The sequence below is a fragment of the Arthrobacter sp. Y3221048 genome, assembly GCF_059092685.1.
Genome location: NZ_JBNHHX010000003.1, coordinates 757303 through 776630, shown reverse-complemented (window position 1 = coordinate 776630; position 19328 = coordinate 757303). Strand labels below are relative to the sequence as shown.

General features: G+C 68.9%; 17 protein-coding genes. 8 read left to right on the top strand and 9 right to left on the bottom strand.

Translation table 11 applies throughout. From position 1 onward, the window contains the following. Nucleotides 1-20: 20 nt before the first annotated feature. Nucleotides 21-1550, top strand: a complete 1530-nt coding sequence (locus tag AC5RVS_RS12455) for a sialidase family protein (protein WP_493987602.1) — start codon at nt 21-23, stop codon at nt 1548-1550. A 139-nt stretch (nt 1551-1689) separates the two neighbouring features. Continuing rightward, the gene (locus AC5RVS_RS12450; RefSeq protein ID WP_494108362.1) at nt 1690-3318 is read left to right on the top strand and encodes a threonine/serine exporter family protein; all 1629 of its coding nucleotides are present in this window, start codon (nt 1690-1692) and stop codon (nt 3316-3318) included. Nucleotides 3319-3376: 58 nt separating this feature from the next. Here AC5RVS_RS12450 and AC5RVS_RS12445 read toward each other — a convergent pair whose 3' ends face one another. Beyond that, a complete protein-coding gene (locus AC5RVS_RS12445) occupies nt 3377-4264 on the bottom strand; it encodes a siderophore-interacting protein (protein ID WP_493987604.1) in 888 nt (295 codons plus the stop codon). Nucleotides 4265-4559: 295 nt separating this feature from the next. Then, nucleotides 4560-5315, bottom strand: a complete 756-nt coding sequence (locus AC5RVS_RS12440) for a uracil-DNA glycosylase (RefSeq protein ID WP_493987605.1) — start codon at nt 5313-5315, stop codon at nt 4560-4562. A 298-nt stretch (nt 5316-5613) separates the two neighbouring features. Between AC5RVS_RS12440 and AC5RVS_RS12435 the strand changes: the two genes are divergently transcribed. From AC5RVS_RS12435 to AC5RVS_RS12425, 3 genes are all read left to right on the top strand, one after another. Continuing rightward, a complete protein-coding gene (locus AC5RVS_RS12435; protein WP_127515197.1) occupies nt 5614-5922 on the top strand; it encodes a DUF3263 domain-containing protein in 309 nt (102 codons plus the stop codon). A 61-nt stretch (nt 5923-5983) separates the two neighbouring features. Next, nucleotides 5984-6634: a LytR C-terminal domain-containing protein gene (locus AC5RVS_RS12430; protein ID WP_494108361.1), complete on the top strand. Its 651-nt coding sequence runs from the start codon at nt 5984-5986 to the stop codon at nt 6632-6634. 208 nt (nt 6635-6842) lie between these two features. Continuing rightward, a complete protein-coding gene (locus AC5RVS_RS12425) occupies nt 6843-7049 on the top strand; it encodes a cold-shock protein (protein ID WP_127515201.1) in 207 nt (68 codons plus the stop codon). A gap of 68 nt (nt 7050-7117) precedes the next feature. Here the strand turns inward: AC5RVS_RS12425 and AC5RVS_RS12420 are convergent, their stop codons facing one another. Then, entirely contained in the window at nt 7118-7627 is a 510-nt protein-coding gene (locus tag AC5RVS_RS12420) for a TM2 domain-containing protein (protein WP_494108360.1), read from the bottom strand. 396 nt (nt 7628-8023) lie between these two features. Between AC5RVS_RS12420 and groL the strand changes: the two genes are divergently transcribed. Beyond that, the gene (gene groL, locus AC5RVS_RS12415) at nt 8024-9652 is read left to right on the top strand and encodes a chaperonin GroEL (protein WP_493987608.1); all 1629 of its coding nucleotides are present in this window, start codon (nt 8024-8026) and stop codon (nt 9650-9652) included. 97 nt (nt 9653-9749) lie between these two features. On the opposite strand, the gene AC5RVS_RS12410 is transcribed toward groL, so the two are convergent. After that, nucleotides 9750-10673, bottom strand: coding sequence for a DUF4031 domain-containing protein (locus AC5RVS_RS12410; RefSeq protein WP_494108359.1), 924 nt, complete (start codon nt 10671-10673; stop codon nt 9750-9752). An 83-nt stretch (nt 10674-10756) separates the two neighbouring features. Between AC5RVS_RS12410 and AC5RVS_RS12405 the strand changes: the two genes are divergently transcribed. Continuing rightward, entirely contained in the window at nt 10757-11764 is a 1008-nt protein-coding gene (locus AC5RVS_RS12405; protein WP_494108358.1) for an RNase H family protein, read from the top strand. A 111-nt stretch (nt 11765-11875) separates the two neighbouring features. Here the strand turns inward: AC5RVS_RS12405 and AC5RVS_RS12400 are convergent, their stop codons facing one another. The 3 genes from AC5RVS_RS12400 to AC5RVS_RS12390 all read right to left on the bottom strand — a co-directional run bounded on the left by AC5RVS_RS12400 (nt 11876) and on the right by AC5RVS_RS12390 (nt 14458). Further along, nucleotides 11876-12166, bottom strand: a complete 291-nt coding sequence (locus tag AC5RVS_RS12400; protein WP_494108357.1) for a WXG100 family type VII secretion target — start codon at nt 12164-12166, stop codon at nt 11876-11878. 120 nt (nt 12167-12286) lie between these two features. Continuing rightward, nucleotides 12287-13744, bottom strand: a complete 1458-nt coding sequence (locus tag AC5RVS_RS12395) for a sensor histidine kinase (RefSeq protein ID WP_494108356.1) — start codon at nt 13742-13744, stop codon at nt 12287-12289. A gap of 3 nt (nt 13745-13747) precedes the next feature. Then, the gene (locus tag AC5RVS_RS12390) at nt 13748-14458 is read right to left on the bottom strand and encodes a response regulator transcription factor (protein WP_494108355.1); all 711 of its coding nucleotides are present in this window, start codon (nt 14456-14458) and stop codon (nt 13748-13750) included. 177 nt (nt 14459-14635) lie between these two features. On the opposite strand from AC5RVS_RS12390, the gene AC5RVS_RS12385 reads away from it, so the two are divergent. Continuing rightward, a complete protein-coding gene (locus AC5RVS_RS12385) occupies nt 14636-14899 on the top strand; it encodes a hypothetical protein (RefSeq protein WP_494108354.1) in 264 nt (87 codons plus the stop codon). A gap of 160 nt (nt 14900-15059) precedes the next feature. Here AC5RVS_RS12385 and AC5RVS_RS12380 read toward each other — a convergent pair whose 3' ends face one another. Together AC5RVS_RS12380 and AC5RVS_RS12375 are read right to left on the bottom strand one after the other, a co-directional pair. Beyond that, the gene (locus AC5RVS_RS12380; RefSeq protein WP_494108353.1) at nt 15060-16715 is read right to left on the bottom strand and encodes a DNA repair helicase XPB; all 1656 of its coding nucleotides are present in this window, start codon (nt 16713-16715) and stop codon (nt 15060-15062) included. After that, the gene (locus tag AC5RVS_RS12375) at nt 16716-19298 is read right to left on the bottom strand and encodes a helicase-associated domain-containing protein (protein WP_494108352.1); all 2583 of its coding nucleotides are present in this window, start codon (nt 19296-19298) and stop codon (nt 16716-16718) included. Nucleotides 19299-19328: the final 30 nt, after the last annotated feature.

Below are 19328 nucleotides of genomic sequence, written 5' to 3'. Positions count from 1 at the left end.
GTGAAAGGTACGGTTGAGGAATGGAACAGGTCCTCGCCGTTCGTGGCGTGGAGGGCTACCGCCAGTACCGGGCTCCGGCGCTCGCCGTGACTCCGGCAGGCAGCGCCGTGGTTGCCTATGCAGGCCTGGGCAGGCAGGGCCGGCGGCCCGCCGGGGACCTGCTGCTGCGCCGCAGTTTCGACGGCGGAGCCACGTGGGAACCGCAGCAGGTGGCGTGGGCGGACACCTCCGGGCACGCGGCCGGCGAACCGGGACTGTTCTCCGACGCCGCAACCGGGCGGATTTTCCTGGCCTTTGTCGCCGGGGCCGGCGGCGGTGACGCAGGCCCGGAGCCCGCGGCCAAGGGACGCCGCTTCGAACTCCTTTCTTCCGACGACGACGGCGGCACGTGGCAGCATCGGTCGGTCGCCCCGCGGCGGGCTTCGGACACGATCACAGCGCTGGCAGGTGCCGGCCCCGGCACGGGCCTGCATGCCGGCCGGTTTGCCGGGCGGTTGCTGGTGCAGTTCGCGGTGATGGGGGAGGGTGCGCGGGCGAGGGCGGCCTCCTGCTACAGCGACGACCACGGGGACACATGGACCATGGGAGAGCCGCTGCCGGCACGGGCCTCCGGCCCGGTGGCCGCGGAGGACGGCGGTAGTGCCGCCGTCTGCCTGACCGACGGCCGGGTGCTGCTGCATACCTGGGCTGCGCCCCGGCGGTGGGCGGCGGTCTCGGACGACGGCGGGCACAGCTATGGGCCGCTGCAGCCGGTCGACGAACTGCCGGATCCCGGGAGCAGTGGCACCCTGGTCCGATTCGACGGGCTGCCGGCCCTGGGCGGGCTGGCCGCACCGGCGAGCAACCGCTGGCTGCTGGCCGCCAACTGCCAGGACCCGCTGCTGCACCGCAATGTTGTGCTAAGCCTGTCGCGGGACAACGGTCACTCCTGGCCGCACAAGCTCACGGTTCACGGGAGCGGTGCCACCGGGCCGGCCGCCGTGCGGCTGCCGGACGGCCGCATCGGAGTGCTGTACCAGCGGCACGGCGGCCGCGAGATCGTCTATGCCACGGCAGATCCGGGGCTGCTGCTGGCGGCGTGGCCGCGCGGGGCAGTCACGTCCCGGGCCGACGGCGGCGCGGGAGGGCCGAGGCCCGTGACCGGACCGCTGCCGGTGCCGGGGGACTACCCGCTGCGCTTCGACATGGTGCTGCACGCGGTCCGCAGCACGCCCGAGGGCCAGCCGGGGCCGGGCTACCGTGCCGGGGACGTGCTCGTCTTTGCCGGACGGGCAAAGATGCTGGGACCGCAGCACCTGAGGGTGCGGTTATCCGGTGGGTTCGACAACTCCGCGGATTTCCCGCCGCAGGACCTGGGTCCCGGCGGGGAAGCCCGCTTCCTCCATCCTGTCCGCACGGTGACCCGCGCGGACGTTGCGGCCGGAGGCTTGACCGTTTCCTTCACCTGCACCGCTGTCCCGGGGGACAGCCCTTCCGGTGGCGCCCCGGTGGCGAGCCTGACGCGGAAGTTCAGCATCGACGTCGTCAGCGGTGAAATCCGCGAGGCGTGACGTGCGCCTCGGCGCCATGCCGGTGACCTGCCAGCGAGGTGTGCAAGGATTTAACCCGGGATCAACGAGCGCCGCCGTGACGGTGGCGGTGACGCAGAACGGAGAGGGATTGCAGGACAAGGACCCAGACCAGGAATCCATGTCACCCACGACTCCGCAGGCGGGGATGCTGCCGATCATCAAGCCGAAGAACATTCCGGCCAACGATGCCGGCAGCGGCTCCGGTGCCGGCCGCGCCGGTTCGGTCGCAGGACCCCAGCCCACCCACCCTCCGGTGCCACGTCCGACGGACCGGCCGGTAGCCAAGCAGGTCAAGCCCGTCCCCAGCGGCACCGCGCCGCTGCCCGCCTCCGCGGCAGCCTCGCGCTCCAACGCGGCAGCCCGCCGGATGCTGCGCAAGCTCGTGCAGGGCGAGGCGCCGCCCACTGCGCCGATGAGCATCGTCGAGAGGCTGGCCGGCAGCCCCTACGCGAACCCGATGATCCAGACGGGCGGGGTCGATGCCTCCGCCCGCATCACCCTGGATTTTGCCCTGGACGTGGCGGAAACCATGTTCCGCTACGGGGCCGGCGCGCTGGAGGTGGAAACCAGCATCATCGCCGTCACCGCGGCCTTCGGGCTCAGCGACATCGACGTGGACATCACCAACCAGTCCGTGGTGATCAACTACGCCAAACCGGACACGATTCCCATCACCGTGATGCGGGTGGTGCGGTCCTGGACCAACAACTACGCCGGCCTGTCCCTAGTGCACGAACTGGTCACCGACATCGTCAACGGCGGGGTGGGCCGCAGCGAAGCCAAGGAACGGCTGCAGGAGATTACCTCGCGTCCCAAGCCCTTCGCCCGGTGGATGGCCATCGCGGCCGGCGGCGTGTTCTCCGGCTTCATCATTGCCTTCCTCGGCGGCAGCATCTTCGCGGCCCTCGTGGGCGGCATCTCCACCGTGCTGATGGGTTTGGTGGGACGGAAGCTGAGCAAATGGCGGATGCCGGACTTCTTCATCACCGGCATCGGCGCCTGCCTGGCCACCGTCATGGCGCTGCTGTTCTGGGCGCTGCACGTGCCGATGAGTCCGTCGCTGGTGATCGCCGGCGGCATCCTGTTCCTCCTGCCGACCGGTCGGCTGGTCTCCGCCACCCAGGACGCCATCAACGGCTTCCCGGTCACCGCGTCGGGGCGTTATCTCTCGGCCTTCTTTACCTTCGCCGCGATTGCCGCCGGGGTCGCCGTGGGGCTGGTAGGCGGCTCGATGCTCGGCGTCAGCCTGCCCGAAGTCTTTGTGGATGGCCAAGGCCAGTACCCCTACGTGGTCCGGGCGCTGCTGCTCGTCGTGGCAACCATTGCTCTCTGCATGACCGAGCAGACCAAGCTGAACATGCTGCTGCCCACGGCCGCCGTCGGGCTGGTCGGGCTGTTGATCTACGACCTCGTGGTGTGGGCGGGGATCGGGGACCGGATCGGACCGGCCGTCGGAGCCGTGGTGATCGGGTTCCTCGGGCGCATTGTGGGCCTGCGGATGGGCTCGCCGCAGCTGGTGGTGGCGGTCCCGGCGGTGCTGTTCCTGCTGCCCGGCCTGTCCGTGTTCCGGTCCATCTTCGAGCTGACCGTCAACACCGAGGCGCCTTTCAACGGCATCCTGGGGCTGTTCAGTGCGCTGACGGTGATTTTGGCGATCGCCGGCGGTACTGTGCTCGGCGACAACCTGGCCCGGCCGTTCACCAAGGGGCTGGGCTCGAACGAAAACCGGCGGGCCCGGCGCCGTTAAGGACGCCGGAACCGCCGGGTGCGGGATGGGCCTGGCGATCGGTTGGCGCCTGGTCGGATCAGGCCGGGTAATTCTCCGGGAAGATCTGGCCCGCCGCCGTACGCTTCTCCGCTTGGAAGGCGTCTTCGGCCCGGCCGTAGGCCCAATAGCCCGATATCGAGACCTGGTCCCGGGACAACCCGTGGTCCTTGAACAGGACATCGCGCAGGGACTTCACCTCGCCGCGCTCGCCGTGGACGAATGCATCCACCCGGCCGTCGGGCCAGTTCAGGCCGGCTATGGCGTCGCGCAGCAGGGTTGCGGTCCCGGGCGTTTGGCCGCGCCGGAACAGCCAATGGATCTCCAGGTTGGCCGGAGCGTCCAGTTCCTGCACGTCCGCCTCGGAATCCACTTCCAGGAAAGCATGGCCGCGGGCGTCCGGGGCCAGTGCCTCCATGGCGGCAGCAACTGCCGGCAGTGCCGCATCGTCGCCGGCCAATAGGTACCAGTCGGCGTCGGGATCGGGCCGGTACGCGCCACCGGGTCCGTTGAACATCATCCAGTCGCCGGGCTTGGCCTGCGCGGCCCAGGGCCCGGCGAGGCCTTCGTCGCCGTGGACCACAAAGTCGACCACCACTTCGCGGGTGTCGCGGTCCAAACGGCGCACGGTGTAGGTGCGGGTGACCGGCAGCTTGTCGGCCGGAAGCGTTTCCTTCAGCTCCGCGACGTTGACCGGAAGCTCCACGTCCAGCGCGGGGTCCAGGAAGAAGATCTTGATGTACTGATCCGTGGCGTCCTTGGCCGCGAACCTTTCGGCGAACGAATCGAACGCCTCGCCGCCCGCGTAGACCCGGACCATGTGCTGTGAAATCCACTCGGTGCGCGTCACCTGGAGGTTGGTCTGCACCTTCGGCGGCCGAGCGCTCCGTCCCGCACGGGCGGGGGCTGCTGCCGGTTGTGTCTGCATCCTGCACTACTCCTGACGAAGGGAAACTGCTACTTAGGACAACCTAATCCACCGGTCAGGTAATCCCAATTTGCGGATGGGGAAGGTCACACGCGCCCAGGAACGCGCGAACCCTCACCGCGAACCGCTTGGCCTCAGCGGTCCGCGCACGGTCCCCGCTGTCCACGTTTGGCCGAAACTGTCCATGTCTTGGAAACCGTTAAGCCCTTGACCTGCGGCGACGCCGGACCCTTGCGCTAAACATGGACAAAAACGTCTTGGCGGCCAGCCGGAAGCCCACGTCGCCCAGCCCCGGCTAGCGCAGTTCCCAGTGCACGGGGTCTGCGCCCTGTGCGGCCAGCAGTTCGTTCACCCGGCTGAACGGCCGCGACCCGAAAAACCCGCGGGACGCCGACAAGGGGCTGGGGTGCACCGTCTCGATCCGCGGCACCTGCTCCAGTACCGGAGCCAGCTGCTGGGCTTCGCGGCCCCAGAGCAGTGCCACCAGCGGGCCGCCGCGCTGGGCCAGCGCCCGGACCGCGAGTTCGGTGATCTGCTCCCACCCCTTGTTGCGGTGCGAGCCGGCCTTGCCGGCCTCCACGGTCAGCGCCCGGTTAAGCAACAGCACGCCCTGGTCGCTCCAGGCGCTCAAATCTCCGTGCTGCGGCGGCCGGATACCCAGATCCATCTGCAGTTCCCGGTAGATGTTGGCCAGGCTGCGCGGCAGCGGACGCACGTGCCGTTCGACGGCGAAGGCCAGTCCGATCGAGTGTCCGGGCGTGGGATAGGGGTCCTGGCCGACGATCAGCACCTTGACCTTGGACAGCGGCCGCTGGAACGCCCGCAACACGTTGGCCGGCGCGGGCAGCAAGGTCTTGCCGGCGGCGCGCTCCCCGTCCAGATAGGAGGCCAGGTCCCAGAGCAGCGGTTCGGCCGGAGCGAGCACCTCGGCCCACTCGGGATGAATAACGGCGGAAAGCTCCTGCGGGGAGGCAAACGGGTACGGGGCGCCAAAGTCCGCGGCAGGCGGGTGGGCTGGCAGCGGAAAGAGGGCACCGTCGTCGTAGTTCACCGTTCTATCTTTGCGGAAACCACCCGCCGGCAGGCAATCGGGGACCGCGGGCACTGCCGGCCAGCGAACAAGCACGCGCCACCGGCACTGCCTCAATCAGGCGCGGCGGGCACTGCCGGTAGCTGGCGCCGGCGGCACCGCGGGCACTCCCGGCAGCGGCCAGCCAGGCAGCGGGCGCTGCCGGCCAGCGGCCGACCCGGACCCGGCAGGCGGGGTGAATGACACGCTTGTGATTCGCACTTATTATGGGAGGCGGTATTGATTGCTGTCAGCAAGTACTAGGAAGCGCAGGTGTGTTGTGGCAGGTTCGGCCGAGGCCAGTGCCTTTTCCCTCGAGGCCGAGGTTGACGACGCCAGCCCCCTGAGCGAACGCGACCAGCGGATGCTGGCCCTGGAGCGGCAGTGGTGGAAGTATGCCGGAGCCAAGGAACAGGCCATCCGCGAACTGTTCGACATGTCCGCCACGCACTACTACCAGATCCTGAATGCGCTGATCGACACCGAGGATGCGCTGGCGCACGATCCGATGCTGGTGAAGAGATTGCGTAGACTACGTACGTCCCGCCAGCGCGCGCGCACTGCTCGCAGGCTGGGCACCGACGCCTAGATCCGGGACGGCCTGGTAGGCCGGTTTCCGTTTCTCCACCACCAAGGATGCACTGTAAGCGATGACCAAGTACCCCCGGGATGAGTTCGACCAGGTCCCTGAAACTTCAGACCGCCACGGTGTGCACCGCGCCCGCATGGCGACGCCGAAGTCCAACGGCCTGGGCCTGATCGTCCTGGCTGCGGTACTTGCACTGGCGGTGGGGGCCTTGTCGTTCTTCGTGCTCCCGCTGCTGGGGAGCGGGGGATCTCCGACCCCGGTGGCCGCGCAGTCCAGCGCCGCAACTGCCTCGGCTTCACCGTCGGCGACGGCACAGCAAACCAAAACCCCGGAACCAAAGGATACAGCCACTCCGAAAGCCACCGAAGAGGCGACCAGCGAGCCCACGGATGAGCCCACCGAGGAAGCAACCGAGGAGCCCACGGAAGAGGCCGCCGCGGTCAACAAGCAGGATCCGGTGATGATCCTCAACGGCACCGGCGTGACCGGATTGGCCGGAACGGTATCGCAGAGGGTGCAGGCGGACGGTTGGTCGATCGCGGTCGTGGACAACTGGGGCGGCGCGCCGCTGGCCGGTTCGGTAATCTTCTACAACCCGGGCCAGGAAGCCAATGCGCGGGCGCTCGGTGAATTGCTGGGCATCAGCGCTTTGCAGGCAAACGGCAACGTCTCGCAGTACGTCACCGTGGCGCTCGGTCCCGGCTACCAATAGACGCAGCCGCCGCCGGCCGGGCCGCCGATAGGCCTGGCGCCGGATTCGCAGTACCCGTAGGAAGCGCCCGCCCGTGCGGAATTCGGTTACGCCTCAATAACTTAAGTGTGCCGCAGCTCACTTTTCCGCCCCTGCTTGGTTTAGGGTAAAACCACTCTGCCGCCGAACCGTCGGCGGCAGGCTGGAACTACTGAGTATGGAGAACGCTATGGCGCTGGGAACCGTCAAATGGTTCAACGCGGAAAAGGGCTACGGCTTTATCACCGTGGACGAAGAAAATTCCGATGTTTTTGTCCACTGGTCCGCTATTCAAATGGATGGTTACCGTTCCCTGGATGAGGGGCAGCGCGTAGAGTTCCAGATCGGCCAGGGCCAGAAGGGTCCGCAGGCCGAAGAGGTCCGGGTCGCGCCGTAGCAGACCCGCAACGACGACGGCGGCGGAGGCCGGGGTGCCCCGCCGCCGGTTCGTCGCGCCGATGGGGCCTACTCCTTCAGCGGGACTCCGCGGGCATCGCGCTTGAACGGTTCCGCCCCGACCAGGATCATGATGCCCTCGACGAAGCCCCAGACGGCGCCGAGGCCAAACGTCAGGAAGGTGACCACAATCTGCACCACGCCGATGGCGACGTGGCCCAGATAGAACCGGTGCACGCCCAGGCCGCCCAGCAGGATGCCCAGCAGGCCGCCGATCAGCCGCGACTTCTGCTCGGGGTAGTAGTAGCCCTGGGGAGCCCCGTAGTACTGCTGCTGGCCGTAGGGCTGTCCCGGCTGCGGGTACTGCTGTCCCGGGGCGCCGTAAGGTTGCTGGCCGAAGGGCTGCTGCCCGGGGGCGGGCTGCTGCTGCCCCGGAACCCCGTAACCGGGCTGCCCGGAAGGCCGCTGGCCGGATGCGCCGTACGGCGGTTGGCCGCCGAGCGGCCTCGTCGGGTTGGGGCCCGGCGCCAGGGGTTCGGTGGGGTTGCTGATGTTCTTTTCGTCCGGTGTTTCAGACATGGTTCTCCGACCTTTGCCCGGTGCCGGGCCGATAGTTCGCTTGCGCTGTCTTACCTGCCAATCTACGCGGGAGCGAGCGGCCGTTTCCATGGGGGTCCACCCTGATTGTTGGCCCGGGGGCGCTCAGGGGTAGCGCGATCCGCGAAGCGGTCCGGCCGGCCGCCCCCCAACAGCTTGCACTCGACACCTGCGAGTGCTAATTATTGAGTTAGCACTCTCGCGGGCTGACTGCTAAGAAAGCCCGTAGGGAGTGAAACCCGCCACCTCGGTGAGGTGAGCGGCGCGGCGTACAGAAACCGCCGTCGTCGTGAGCCGTCCGTCGCGGGCACCGCAGGTGGCCAGCAGCCGTCAAAAGCTGCGTCCAGTGTCTATTGTCCAGAAGGGACGTAAGCCGCTATGGCAAAGATCATTGCATTTGACGAAGAGGCCCGCCGCGGCCTCGAGCGCGGATTGAACATCCTCGCTGACGCCGTGAAGGTGACCCTCGGCCCGCGTGGCCGCAACGTCGTGCTCGAGAAGAAGTGGGGCGCCCCCACGATCACCAACGATGGTGTATCCATCGCCAAGGAGATCGAGCTGGACGACCCGTACGAGAAGATCGGCGCCGAGCTGGTCAAGGAAGTCGCCAAGAAGACGGACGACGTCGCCGGTGACGGTACCACCACCGCGACCGTCCTGGCCCAGGCCCTGGTCAAGGAAGGCCTGCGCAACGTTGCTGCCGGCGCCGACCCGCTGAGCCTGAAGCGCGGCATCGAGAAGGCCGTTGACGCCGTCACCGCCGAGCTCATCGCTTCCGCCAAGGAAATCGAGACCAAGGAACAGATCGCCGCCACCGCGTCCATCTCCGCCGGAGATCCGCAGATCGGCGAGCTGATCGCCGAGGCTCTGGACAAGGTGGGCAAGGAAGGCGTCGTCACGGTCGAGGAGTCCAACACCTTCGGCCTGGAGCTGGAGCTCACCGAAGGCATGCGCTTTGACAAGGGCTACCTGTCCGCGTACTTCGTTACCGACGCCGAGCGCCAGGAGACGGTCCTTGAGGATCCGTACATCCTGATCGTCAACTCCAAGATCTCCAACGTGAAGGACCTGGTTGGCATCCTGGAGAAGGTCATGCAGTCCGGCAAGCCGCTGCTGATCATCGCCGAGGACGTCGAGGCCGAGGCCCTGGCCACCCTGATCGTGAACAAGATGCGCGGCACCTTCAAGTCCGTTGCGGTTAAGGCTCCGGGCTTCGGCGACCGCCGCAAGGCCATGCTGGCCGACATCGCCATCCTGACCGGCGGCCAGGTCATCGCCGAAGAAGTCGGCCTCAAGCTGGAGAACGCCACCCTGGACCTGCTGGGCCAGGCCCGCAAGGTGGTTGTCACCAAGGACGAGACCACCATCGTCGAAGGTGCCGGCGAAGCCGACGCCATCGCCGGCCGCGTCAACCAGATCCGCGCCGAGATCGAGAACTCCGATTCGGACTACGACCGCGAGAAGCTGCAGGAGCGCCTGGCCAAGCTGGCCGGCGGCGTTGCAGTCATCAAGGCCGGTGCCGCAACCGAGGTCGAGCTCAAGGAACGCAAGCACCGCATCGAGGACGCCGTCCGCAACGCGAAGGCTGCCGTTGAGGAAGGCATCGTCGCCGGTGGCGGCGTGGCCTTGATCCAGGCCGGCGCCAAGGCGTTCGCCAACCTCACCCTCGAAGGCGACGAAGCAACCGGCGCCAACATCGTCAAGGTTGCCATCGACGCTCCGCTGAAGCAGATCGCCCTCAACGCCGGCCTGGAGCCGGGCGTCGTGGCCGACAAGGTGCGCGGGCTGGCCGACGGCCACGGCCTGAACGCTGCCACCGGTGTCTACGAGGACCTGCTGGCTGCGGGCGTGAACGATCCGGTCAAGGTCACCCGCTCTGCCCTGCAGAACGCGGCGTCAATCGCCGGCCTGTTCCTGACCACCGAAGCCGTTGTCGCCGACAAGCCGGAGAAGGCCGCTCCGGCCATGCCGGGCGGCGACGAGATGGGCGGCATGGGCGGCTTCTAAGCTTTCCCGCCACCACCTCGGCCCAATAACAGGCCACGGTTTAGCGAGGCGCGGTTCCCGTCACGGGAGCCGCGCCTCGCGGCCTTAACCCCTCGCCTTACCGCCTCTCCGGGCGGAGCCAGGCCCGCCCCTCGTACCGCCAGGCTTCTAGCTCCGCGGAGAGGTTCTGCCTTGCACGCTCCAGCCACTTCTCCCGGGCCGCCGGTGTCCGGTACAGCGGATCCAGCGTCAGCAGACGGCGGACGACGGCGGTGCGCCCGGCGGCGAAGTCGGCGTCGGGCACGTGCGCATAGTCTTTGCGGACGTCCCGGACATAGCTGCGGTACTCCGCCGGTGGTGCGCCGAGGATGGACAGGTCGGCGTCGCACAGCAGGGCGCCGGACTCATCCTGCGGGCTGGGCGAGTGGCTGGCTGTGAGCAGGACCAGCCGGACCACTTCGGCCGTCTCGTCACCGCTGCAGCCGGCCGCCGGCAGGCAGGCAGCCGCCAGGTCTGCCGATTCCTGTTCATCCACGCCGGGCCGGCCGTTGTAGACGGCGTCGTGGAACCAGGCCGCCAACCACACCGGCCGCGGCCGGGGACCGGACGCGGCGGGGGAAGTGAGCTGTTCCAGCGCCTCCAGGACTGCCAGCAGGTGGCCGGGGCCATGGTAGTGGCGGTGTGGTTCTGCCCAGCGGTCCAGCAGGTCGCGGCCGAGGTCCTGCTGCCCGGGCAGCAGTTCGTTCCACCGGCGCAGCAGTACTCGGCGCAGTTTTTCCGGGCGTTGACGGGCCGGTACGCGCAGCCCGCTCGCCTGCAGCCGGCGGGTCAGGTCGCCGGCGCTGACCTCGACGGCACCCAACTGGACCAGCTCGCCGTAGCGGCTGGCCGGCACGTCGTAGTGATCCCGGTCGAAGGCCCGCTCGCGGATACCGGCGGCCGCGGCGAAGCGGTGCAGTTCGGCCAGCGAGGTGTCAGAGACCAGGTGGGAAAAGTGGGTGCCGTGCGCCGGCCAGAGCGGAGGATCGATGAGTATTGCCACGTGCCCCAGCCTAGGGCCAGGAATGTTTGCCATGTGCCCGCCCAGGGCCAGGAATGTTGGCCGGATCTGAAAAGATGGAGATCATGACTATCACTGCTGCCGCCGATGGCTCTGCGCTCGGCAATCCCGGTCCGGCCGGCTGGGCCTGGTACATCGACGACACCGCGTGGGCTGCCGGCGGCTGGCCGCACGGCACCAACAACCAGGGCGAGCTGATGGCCGTGCTGGACTTGTTCCGGGCCACGGCTCACCTGCCGCAGGAACACCTGCGCGTGTTGTGCGACAGCCAGTACGTGATCAACTGCGTGACCAAGTGGATGCCGGGCTGGAAGCGGCGGGGCTGGAAAAAGGCCGACGGCAAGCCGGTGCTGAACGTCGACATGCTCAAGGACATCGACGCCGCGATCAAGGGGCGCAGCTACGAGTTCGAGTGGGTGAAGGGCCACGCCGGACACAAGCTGAACGAAGCCGCCGACGAACGCGCCCGCGCGGTGGCCCTCGCCTTCCAGAACGGCACCGGCGCATCGGCCGGCCCGGGCTTTCCCGGCGGACCGGGAACCTCCGGCAGCGCCGTCTTCGAATCGGCGCCGGCTGCTGCCGCCCGCCGAGGAAACGCACCGACGGCCCGGGCGGCAGCGGAGCCGGGTTCTCCCGGAAACGGAGCAGGGCGGCCGGCAGCCGCAGTCGTGCCGGAGCCCGACCTGTTCTCCGAGCTGGAAGACTTCGCGGATGCCGCCGCAGGAGGGGACGCCGCGGAAGAGCTGGTGGTGCGGCTGGAGCAGGAGCTGCTCAGTCCCGCCGTCCGGGCGGACTACGGGCGCTTGGCCGTGCTGCTGCACCCCGACTTCGCCGAGATTGGGGAAGCCGGCCGGATGTGGACGCGGGACGCTATGATCAGCGAACTCCAGGAAAGCCCTGAGCTGGACGCCTCGATGGAGGTCTTCGCCGTCGAACGGCTCGGCGAAGACAGCATCCTGCTGACATACCGCAGCACCCGCCGCGACGCTTCGGCACTGCGCAGTTCGCTCTGGCTGCGCGATGGCGGGCGGTGGCGCCTGCGCTTCCACCAGGGCACACCCGAGCAGGCCTGAACGGAGACCGCGCGCCCGACGACGTGCACCCGCGCGCCGGCACCCGCGCCCGCACACCAGTTCCCGCGTCCGCACCCCGCGGCCGTGCGCCCTCACCCGGTCCGACGATGGTCAGGCCAGGAACATCCGGGCGTTGGCCTCCTCGGCCTGCGAGTACTGCTGCGAGGCGTGGGACAACGCCGCGTTGATGCTGGCCAGGGATTCCTCCACCTTCAGCTGCGTGGCCCGCCAGTCCGTGATGAGCTGCTGGAAGTTGGCCGCCGCCGAACCGGTCCACAGCGACTCCAATTCGCGCAACCCGGACTGCATGGTGTTCACCTCCGCCTGCAGCCGTCCGATGGTGCCCTGCACGGCCATGCTCTTGGCGGCAAGAGCCTCGCTGTCTACCTGGAATACGGCCATGGTGTCCTCCGCTCTTGGGGGTGAATCTATCCGACACGGTTCAGACTAGGCAGCGGCCAAAGGTGCCGCGAGGCCCAAGCCGCCGGCTGTGGAAAAGCCCGGCGCGGAATGCCCCTGCGGTCACTCGAGGTTGAAGGCGCCGTCCTCGTCCGCGGGCGGATGATACGGGATCCGGATGGACATGGTTGCGCCGCCGCCCGGGGTCTCGGTCAACCTGACGGTGCCGTCATGCTGGGCCACCAGGGCCGCGACGATGGCCAGGCCCAGCCCGGTGCCTCCGGTCTCGCGATACCGGGAGGTGTCCGCCCGGTAGAAACGTTCGAACACACGGGAGGCCTCGTCTTCGGAGATGCCCGGTCCGTGGTCGCGGATTTCCAGGACAGAATCCAAGCGGTCGTCGATCACCGGCTGAACGCCGACGGCGATCTCCAGCGGTGAGCCTTCAGGCGTGTAGCGCAGGGCGTTGGTGACCAAGTTGGCCACCACCTGGCGCAGTCGGGCCTCGTCGCCCACGATCGGCGCCGGCCGCGGCGCTCCGCCGTCGAGCCCCACGACGGTGATGGCGCGGTCCGGGGCGCTGGCGCGGGCATCCAAAGCCGCATCGTTGCCGAGCATGAGGAGATCCAGCGGCTTGGTTTCGAGCGGACGCTGTTCATCCACCCGTGCCAGGGTCAGCAGGTCCTCCACGAGTTGGCCCATGCGCTTGGCTTCGCTCTCGATCCGGCCCATGGCGGCACCGACGTCGTCCGGCGTCTGCAGTGCGCCGTGCCGGTACAGCTCGGAGAAGCCGCGGATGGTGACCAGCGGGGTGCGCAGTTCGTGCGAGGCATCCTGGACGAAACGCCGCATTCGCTGTTCGGATGCGGTCCGGGACGCGAAGGCGGTTTCGATGTGGGCGAGCATGGCGTTCAGCGAACTGGAGAGCCGGCCCACTTCGGTCGCCGGGTTCAGCACGTCGACGCGGCGCGAGAGGTCCCCGGCGGCAATGGCCGCGGCCGTTTTCTCCACCCGGGCCAACGGCCGGAAGGACCGGGTGACGGCCAGCCACACGATGCCGATGGCGGCGACCGTGGCCGAGACGGCGATGAGAAGCGTGCTCGCCGCGACCTTGTCGAAGGTGCTGTTCACCTCGTTGTAGCTCACTGCCACGGCGACCGAGCCGGAATCGTTCTGGAGGGGCGTGACCCACACGCGCCAGCCCTGGCTGTCCCGTTCGGTGCCGGGCACGTGGAAACCCCGGCCCTCGAGTGCTTGGGCCCTGTCCGGAGTGATGTCCTTCAGAGCCGGGCGGTCACCGGCGGGGTTGGTGTCAATCGTGAGCTCGCCGTCCCGGGTGAACAAGGCGCCGTAATACCTCGACGAGTAGGACATCCCGCTGGGGGCGGTCGCTTCACGGACCAGGAAGGACGAGATGGACTGGCGGTTATTGAGCAGGTCCTCGTCGAGTTGCCTCACCAGCGTGTCGTGAAGCTGGGTCAGGATCAGCGCCGAGGTCAGGGTCAGGGTGGCGACCATGAGCACGCCCATGATCAGCACCAGCTGCGACCGCAGGGATGCTGACTTCCATCGATCCAGCATGGATCAGCGGCGGTCGGCCGTGCGCAGCAGGTACCCCACGCCGCGCTTGGTCTGGATCAGCGGCGGAGTGTCCGGATTCGTGTCGATCTTCCGGCGCAGGTAGGAAATGTAGGACTCGACGATTGAGGCGTCGCCGTTGAAGTCGTATTCCCAGACGTGGTCCAGAATCTGCGCCTTGGAGAGCACCCGGTTCGGGTTCAGCATCAGGTAGCGCAACAACTTGAACTCGGTAGGGGAGAGGTCGATGACGTCGCCGCCCCGGCGCACCTCGTGCGCGTCGTCGTCGAGCTCCAGGTCGTCCACCTGGATGATCGCGTCGTCCGCCAGCAGCGGGCGGGTGCGGCGGAGCACGGCGCGGATCCGGGCCACCACTTCGTCCAGGCTGAAGGGCTTGGTCACGTAGTCGTCGCCGCCGACCGTCAGGCCGGTGACCTTGTCTTCGGTATCGTCGCGCGCGGTGAGGAAGACCACCGGGAAATGACGGCCGGAGGCGCGGAGCTTGCGGGTGACGGTGAAGCCGTCCATGTCCGGAAGCATCACGTCCAGCACCGCCAGATCGGGTGAATGCTCTTCGGCGGCGTCCAGCGCCTCGCGGCCGTTGGCGGCAGCCACTACCTCGAATCCTGCGAACCGCAGCGAGGTCGACAGCAGTTCCCGGATGTTCGGCTCGTCGTCGACGACCAGCAGTTTGGCTTCGGGCTCAGGCTTTTTCACTCTTCCAGTGTGCGCCCGGTTTCTGGGAGTTTGCTGAAAGAATGCTGCGCGCGCACGGCGGCCCTGATGACCCATTCCGGGCCAGGGCAAATGGGGCGTTTGCCCGATGCTGCCCCACCTGTCGGAGGCGGATTCTTGAGTGGTCGGCGAAAGTCCGGCAAAGCCGAAAGGGAAATCATGCAGTCAGCAGTAGTGGCCAGCGAATCCGAAGCAGCCAATATCTACGAAACGGTTGAGGAGTTCGAGGGCTCCCGAACCTTGGACCTCCGGCAGCTGCTCCACGACACGGCAAGCGCGCTGAGCGCGGCGGCGGCCAGCATACGCCGCAGCCTTGCCCGTCGCCGCATGGACCGGCGCCGCTGGGCGGTTGATTACCAGCGTCTGGAGGAGGTCCGCGAAGAGGCCTTCCGCCAGCTGTACCGAAACGGCGGCCTGCGCTGAGGCTGGCGGCAACCCCCGGAGGGGCATGATCATCAGGCGTTACAGCCCTTGATGAGCTGCCCTTCCGGGCGCCGGCAGCGGTCGGTGACGCCGATCTCGATGTCCAGGCGCCCGCCACAACGGTCGCGGTGCCGCGAGGGTCCCCGGGGCGCGGGCCGACCTACGGCTGCAGCACGTCGTTGGCGTCCTTGATGGTGTAGGCGTAGCCCTGCTCGGCCAGGAAACGCTGGCGTTTGGCCGCGAAGTCCTGGTCCAGCGTGTCCCGCGCGACCAGCGTGTAGAACCGGGCGGCCCGGCCATCCGCCTTTGGGCGCAGGAGCCGGCCCAGGCGCTGGGCTTCTTCCTGCCGTGAGCCGAACGAGCCGGACACCTGGATGGCCACGGTGGCTTCGGGCAGGTCGATGGAGAAGTTGGCTACCTTGGAGACCACCAGCGTCTGCAGTTCACCGCGGCGGAAAGCGTCGAACAGCCGCTGCCGTTCCTTCACCGACGTCTCGCCCTTGATCACGGGCGCGTCCAGGTGCGCGGCGATCTCGTCCAGTTGGTCGATGTACTGACCGATCACCAGCAGTTGCTCGCCCCGGTGGGCCCGCACCAAGGCGTCGACGACCGGGGTCTTGATCGGGGACGTTGCGCACAGCCGGTACTTGTCGCCGTCGTCGGCCATGGCGTACGCCACCCGCTCGTCCCGCGGCAGGTCCACCCGGACTTCGACGCAGTCGGCGGGCGCGATGTAGCCCTGCGCCTCGATGTCCTTCCACGGCGCGTCATAGCGCTTCGGGCCGATCAGCGAGAACACTTCGCCCTCGCGGCCGTCCTCGCGCACCAGCGTGGCGGTCAGCCCCAGCCGCCGCCGCGCCTGCAGGTCCGCGGTCATCCGGAACATCGGGGCCGGCAGCAGATGCACCTCGTCGTAGATGATCAGGCCCCAGTCGTTGGCGTCCAATAGTTCCAGGTGCGGATACAGTCCGCCGCGGCGCATGGTCAGCACCTGGTAGGTGGCGATGGTGACCGGCCGGATTTCCTTGACCGAGCCGGAGTATTCGCCCACCTCCTCCGCGGTCAGGGAGGTCCGGCGGACGAGTTCGTCCTTCCACTGCCGTGCGGAGACGGTGTTGGTCACCAGCACCAGGGTGGTGGTGGAGCTGGTGGCCATCGCGGCGGCGCCGACCAGCGTCTTGCCGGCCCCGCAGGGCAGGACGACGACGCCGGAACCACCGGCCCAGAAATTCTCCACGGCCAGGCGCTGGTACGGCCGCAACTGCCAGCCGCCCGGTTCCGCGGATTCGGCCAGCGCAATCGGATGCGGCGTGCCGTCGACGTAGCCCGCCAGGTCCTCCGCGGGCCAACCCAGCTTGAGCAGCAATTGCTTGAGCTGGCCGCGCTGCGAGGAGTGCACCACGGTGGTCTCGGCATCGATCCGCGGACCCAGCAGCGGCTGGATCTTCTTGGCGTGCATGACCTCTTCGAGCACCGGGTAGTCGCTGGTGCGCAGCACCAGGCCATGCTGTGGGTCCTTCTCCAGCCGCAGCCGCCCGTACCGGGACATGGTGTCCTCGATATCCACCAGCAGCGCGTGCGGCACCGGGAAGCGCGAGTAGTTCAGCAGCGTGTCCAGCACCTGTTCGGCGTCCAGCCCGGCGGCGCGGGCGTTCCACAGCCCCAGCGGAGTGATCCGGTAGGAATGCATGTGCTCCGGTGCGCGCTCCAGTTCGGCGAACGCGGCGATGGCGTGCCGGGCCTCGGTGGCCTGTTCGTGGTCCACCTCCAGCAGGATCGTCTTGTCGCTTTGGACGATCAGGGGTCCGTTGGCCATTCAGCTGCCCTCCACTAGTTCGATGTCCATCACGCGGTGGATGGAGACGGTGCGCTCGCTGTCACGGTCGGGGTCGAAGACGCGCACCCGCCCGCCGCTGACGGACAGCGGGAGCATCACCTGGCGCCGGTGGTTGCCGTCCGGGTCCACGATGCCGATCCGCACCTTTTGTTTCAACCGGACCGCGGTGCGCAGCGTTTCCAGCGCCAGCAGCGGCCCGGCCTCGGCGGCCGGGAGGGAGGGAACGCCGCTGCTCCGGAGCATTGCCAGCTGGGCATCGGCATCTTCGGCGGTGAGTTCCCAGGGATTCGTCCTCACCGGAAACGACGACGGCGCGCGGCCCGCCTGCGCAGCTGCGGAACCATCCGCCGGGGTGCCGTCCGCAGCAGGACGCCCGACGGTCCCCGCCCCGACGGCCCCCGCCCCGACGGTGCCCGGCCAGCCGGTGCCGGCCCCGCCGGCGCCGGCCCCGCCGCCCAGCGCCACGCCGTCGTCGGCCTCCGGAGCCGGCGCGTAACCGAGCTGGCGCAGGGAGGCGAGCAGATCGCGGGCTCCGGTACGCGACACCAGCACCGTAGGCGCCAGCCGGCGCAGGCCCAGCCGGGCCGCGCGCGGGTCGGCGAGCAGGTCCGTCAAGGCATCTTCGTCATCGCTGCGCAGGAAGCTGGCGGCCGCTCCGACCCGCAGCGCACCGTGCCGGGAAGCGGTGTCCTCCACCAGATACTGCAGCGGCTGCGGCACGCCGGTGGCCGAATGGCGGGTCAGGAAGCCGAGGATCCCGGCGGCGTCCCGGCCGGCGTCGAGGGCGCGCCGGATGCTGTCGGCCGAGAACCGGTAGATGGCTGCCGGGCCCTGGCCTTCAGCATCGGACAGCAAGGACAGCTCGGCGGCGATATCCGGGGCCAGATAACCGGGAGCAACGGCCGTCAGGTCCGCCTGCAGCATGAATTTGTCCAGCGGTTCCGGCAGCTGCTCGGCCAGCAGCGCGGCGGCCTCGGCCAGCCGGCCCTGCGCCGTCGCCCGACCCAGCCCGGTCAGCGCGCCGGAGCCCACGAGACCCAGCCGCGCGGCCTCGGCCAGGATGCCCGGAACCAGCCGCTTGAACCGGCGCTGCTGCCGGGGCCGCCGCCAGACCAGATAGGCGGTAACCTCTTCCGGCGAGGGCGCCGGCGTGCTGCCGCCGGTGGAATCAGCCGCCCCGCAAAGCTCCTCCAGCGCCTCGAGCACCTGGCGCCGGACTGCCGGGGCGTCGGGCCGGGACGCTTCGGCCGCCAGCGCATTAATGGCGGTGTCCGACGGCGTCCGCCCGCCCACCAGCGACGGCGCCCGGTCCAGCTGCAGCCAGGACGAGACCAGCAGGTGCCATTGGTCCCGGCGCTCCAGGGAACCGAACCTGGCGTTCGCATGGACCACCCAGCGGGAGGTATCCACGTCCAGGATGACCAGTCCGGCCGCGGCGGACAGCTCCAGCAGCCAGCTGGTCACGCCCGGTTCGATCCGCAGCGCCTCGGCCAGCCGCCGTACTTCGCGGACGCCCACACCGCCTGCCCGCAGGGTGGCCACCGGTACCCGGCGTATCTGTTCCAGCAGCTCGGCCACCAGCCGCAGCGTCTCGGCCGCGGCGGAGAACGCCGCGTTGTCACGCAGGGAATTTCGGACCTGCCGGTCAGCAATTGCCGGCGGATGCGTGTGCCAGGGATCTGCCACGGCGCCGCCGCGCACCGCCAGGCCCGCCGGCCGGGGGAGTTCCACGTGCGACGCGTCGATGGGCACCAGGAGTGCATGGGCTGCCAGCCAGTCGATCGGTGAGGCGGCGTCGCGCGGGCCCGTGCCGGCCAGCCGGTGCGGCAGCGCCCCGAGCGGGGAGCGGCGGAACTTCCCGAGCAGCTCGCCCGTATGCTCCGGCGCCTTGGCCATCAGCGCCTGCCAGGTCCGCGGGTCGGCAAGCCAGCTCTCAAGCACGGCGGCTGCCCGGACGCCCGGGGACGGCGCGCCGGGGCCTTCGTCCGTGCCCGGCTCCGGAAAATCTGCCGGGAGGGCGTAACCGGCCTCCCGCAGCAGCCGCACCGTACCGACCAGATGGTCGGCGGCCACGGGGCTGGCGGCGGCCAGGGCTGCGTAGCTGCGGCCGAGGCCGGAGGGGTACGGTCCCAGTGCTTCCGCCAGGCTCGCCACCGGAAGGTAGGCCGGGGAAGGAGGGGTGGCACCGCCGTCGTCGTGGGAGGGCAGTTCCGCGGACAGCAGCAAGGCAAGTCCATGCAGCCGAGCCAGGCAGGAGTCCAGTTCGTGAAGCGTCGCGGTGCCTTCCGGCGGCACGAGCAGCGGCCGCAGGGAGCGGGCATCGGTGGCGCGCCCGGCATCCACATCGGTGCTGAGCACTACGGCTTCGAGCACGTCCAGTTCGGGCCGGGACAGCTGTTCCAGCACCCGCTGCAGGCTGATCCGGGTGCACGCGCGCGCCGCCAGGGCGGAAAAGTCCGGCACGGCCGGCAGGCACAGATCCGGACGGGTGCTGAACAACTGCCGCAGCTCTGTGTCGCTGCGGGCGGCCAGCTGGCCAGCCAAGGCGCGGATGGAGGACACCGGATTAACGTTACCCCGCGCCTCTGCGGC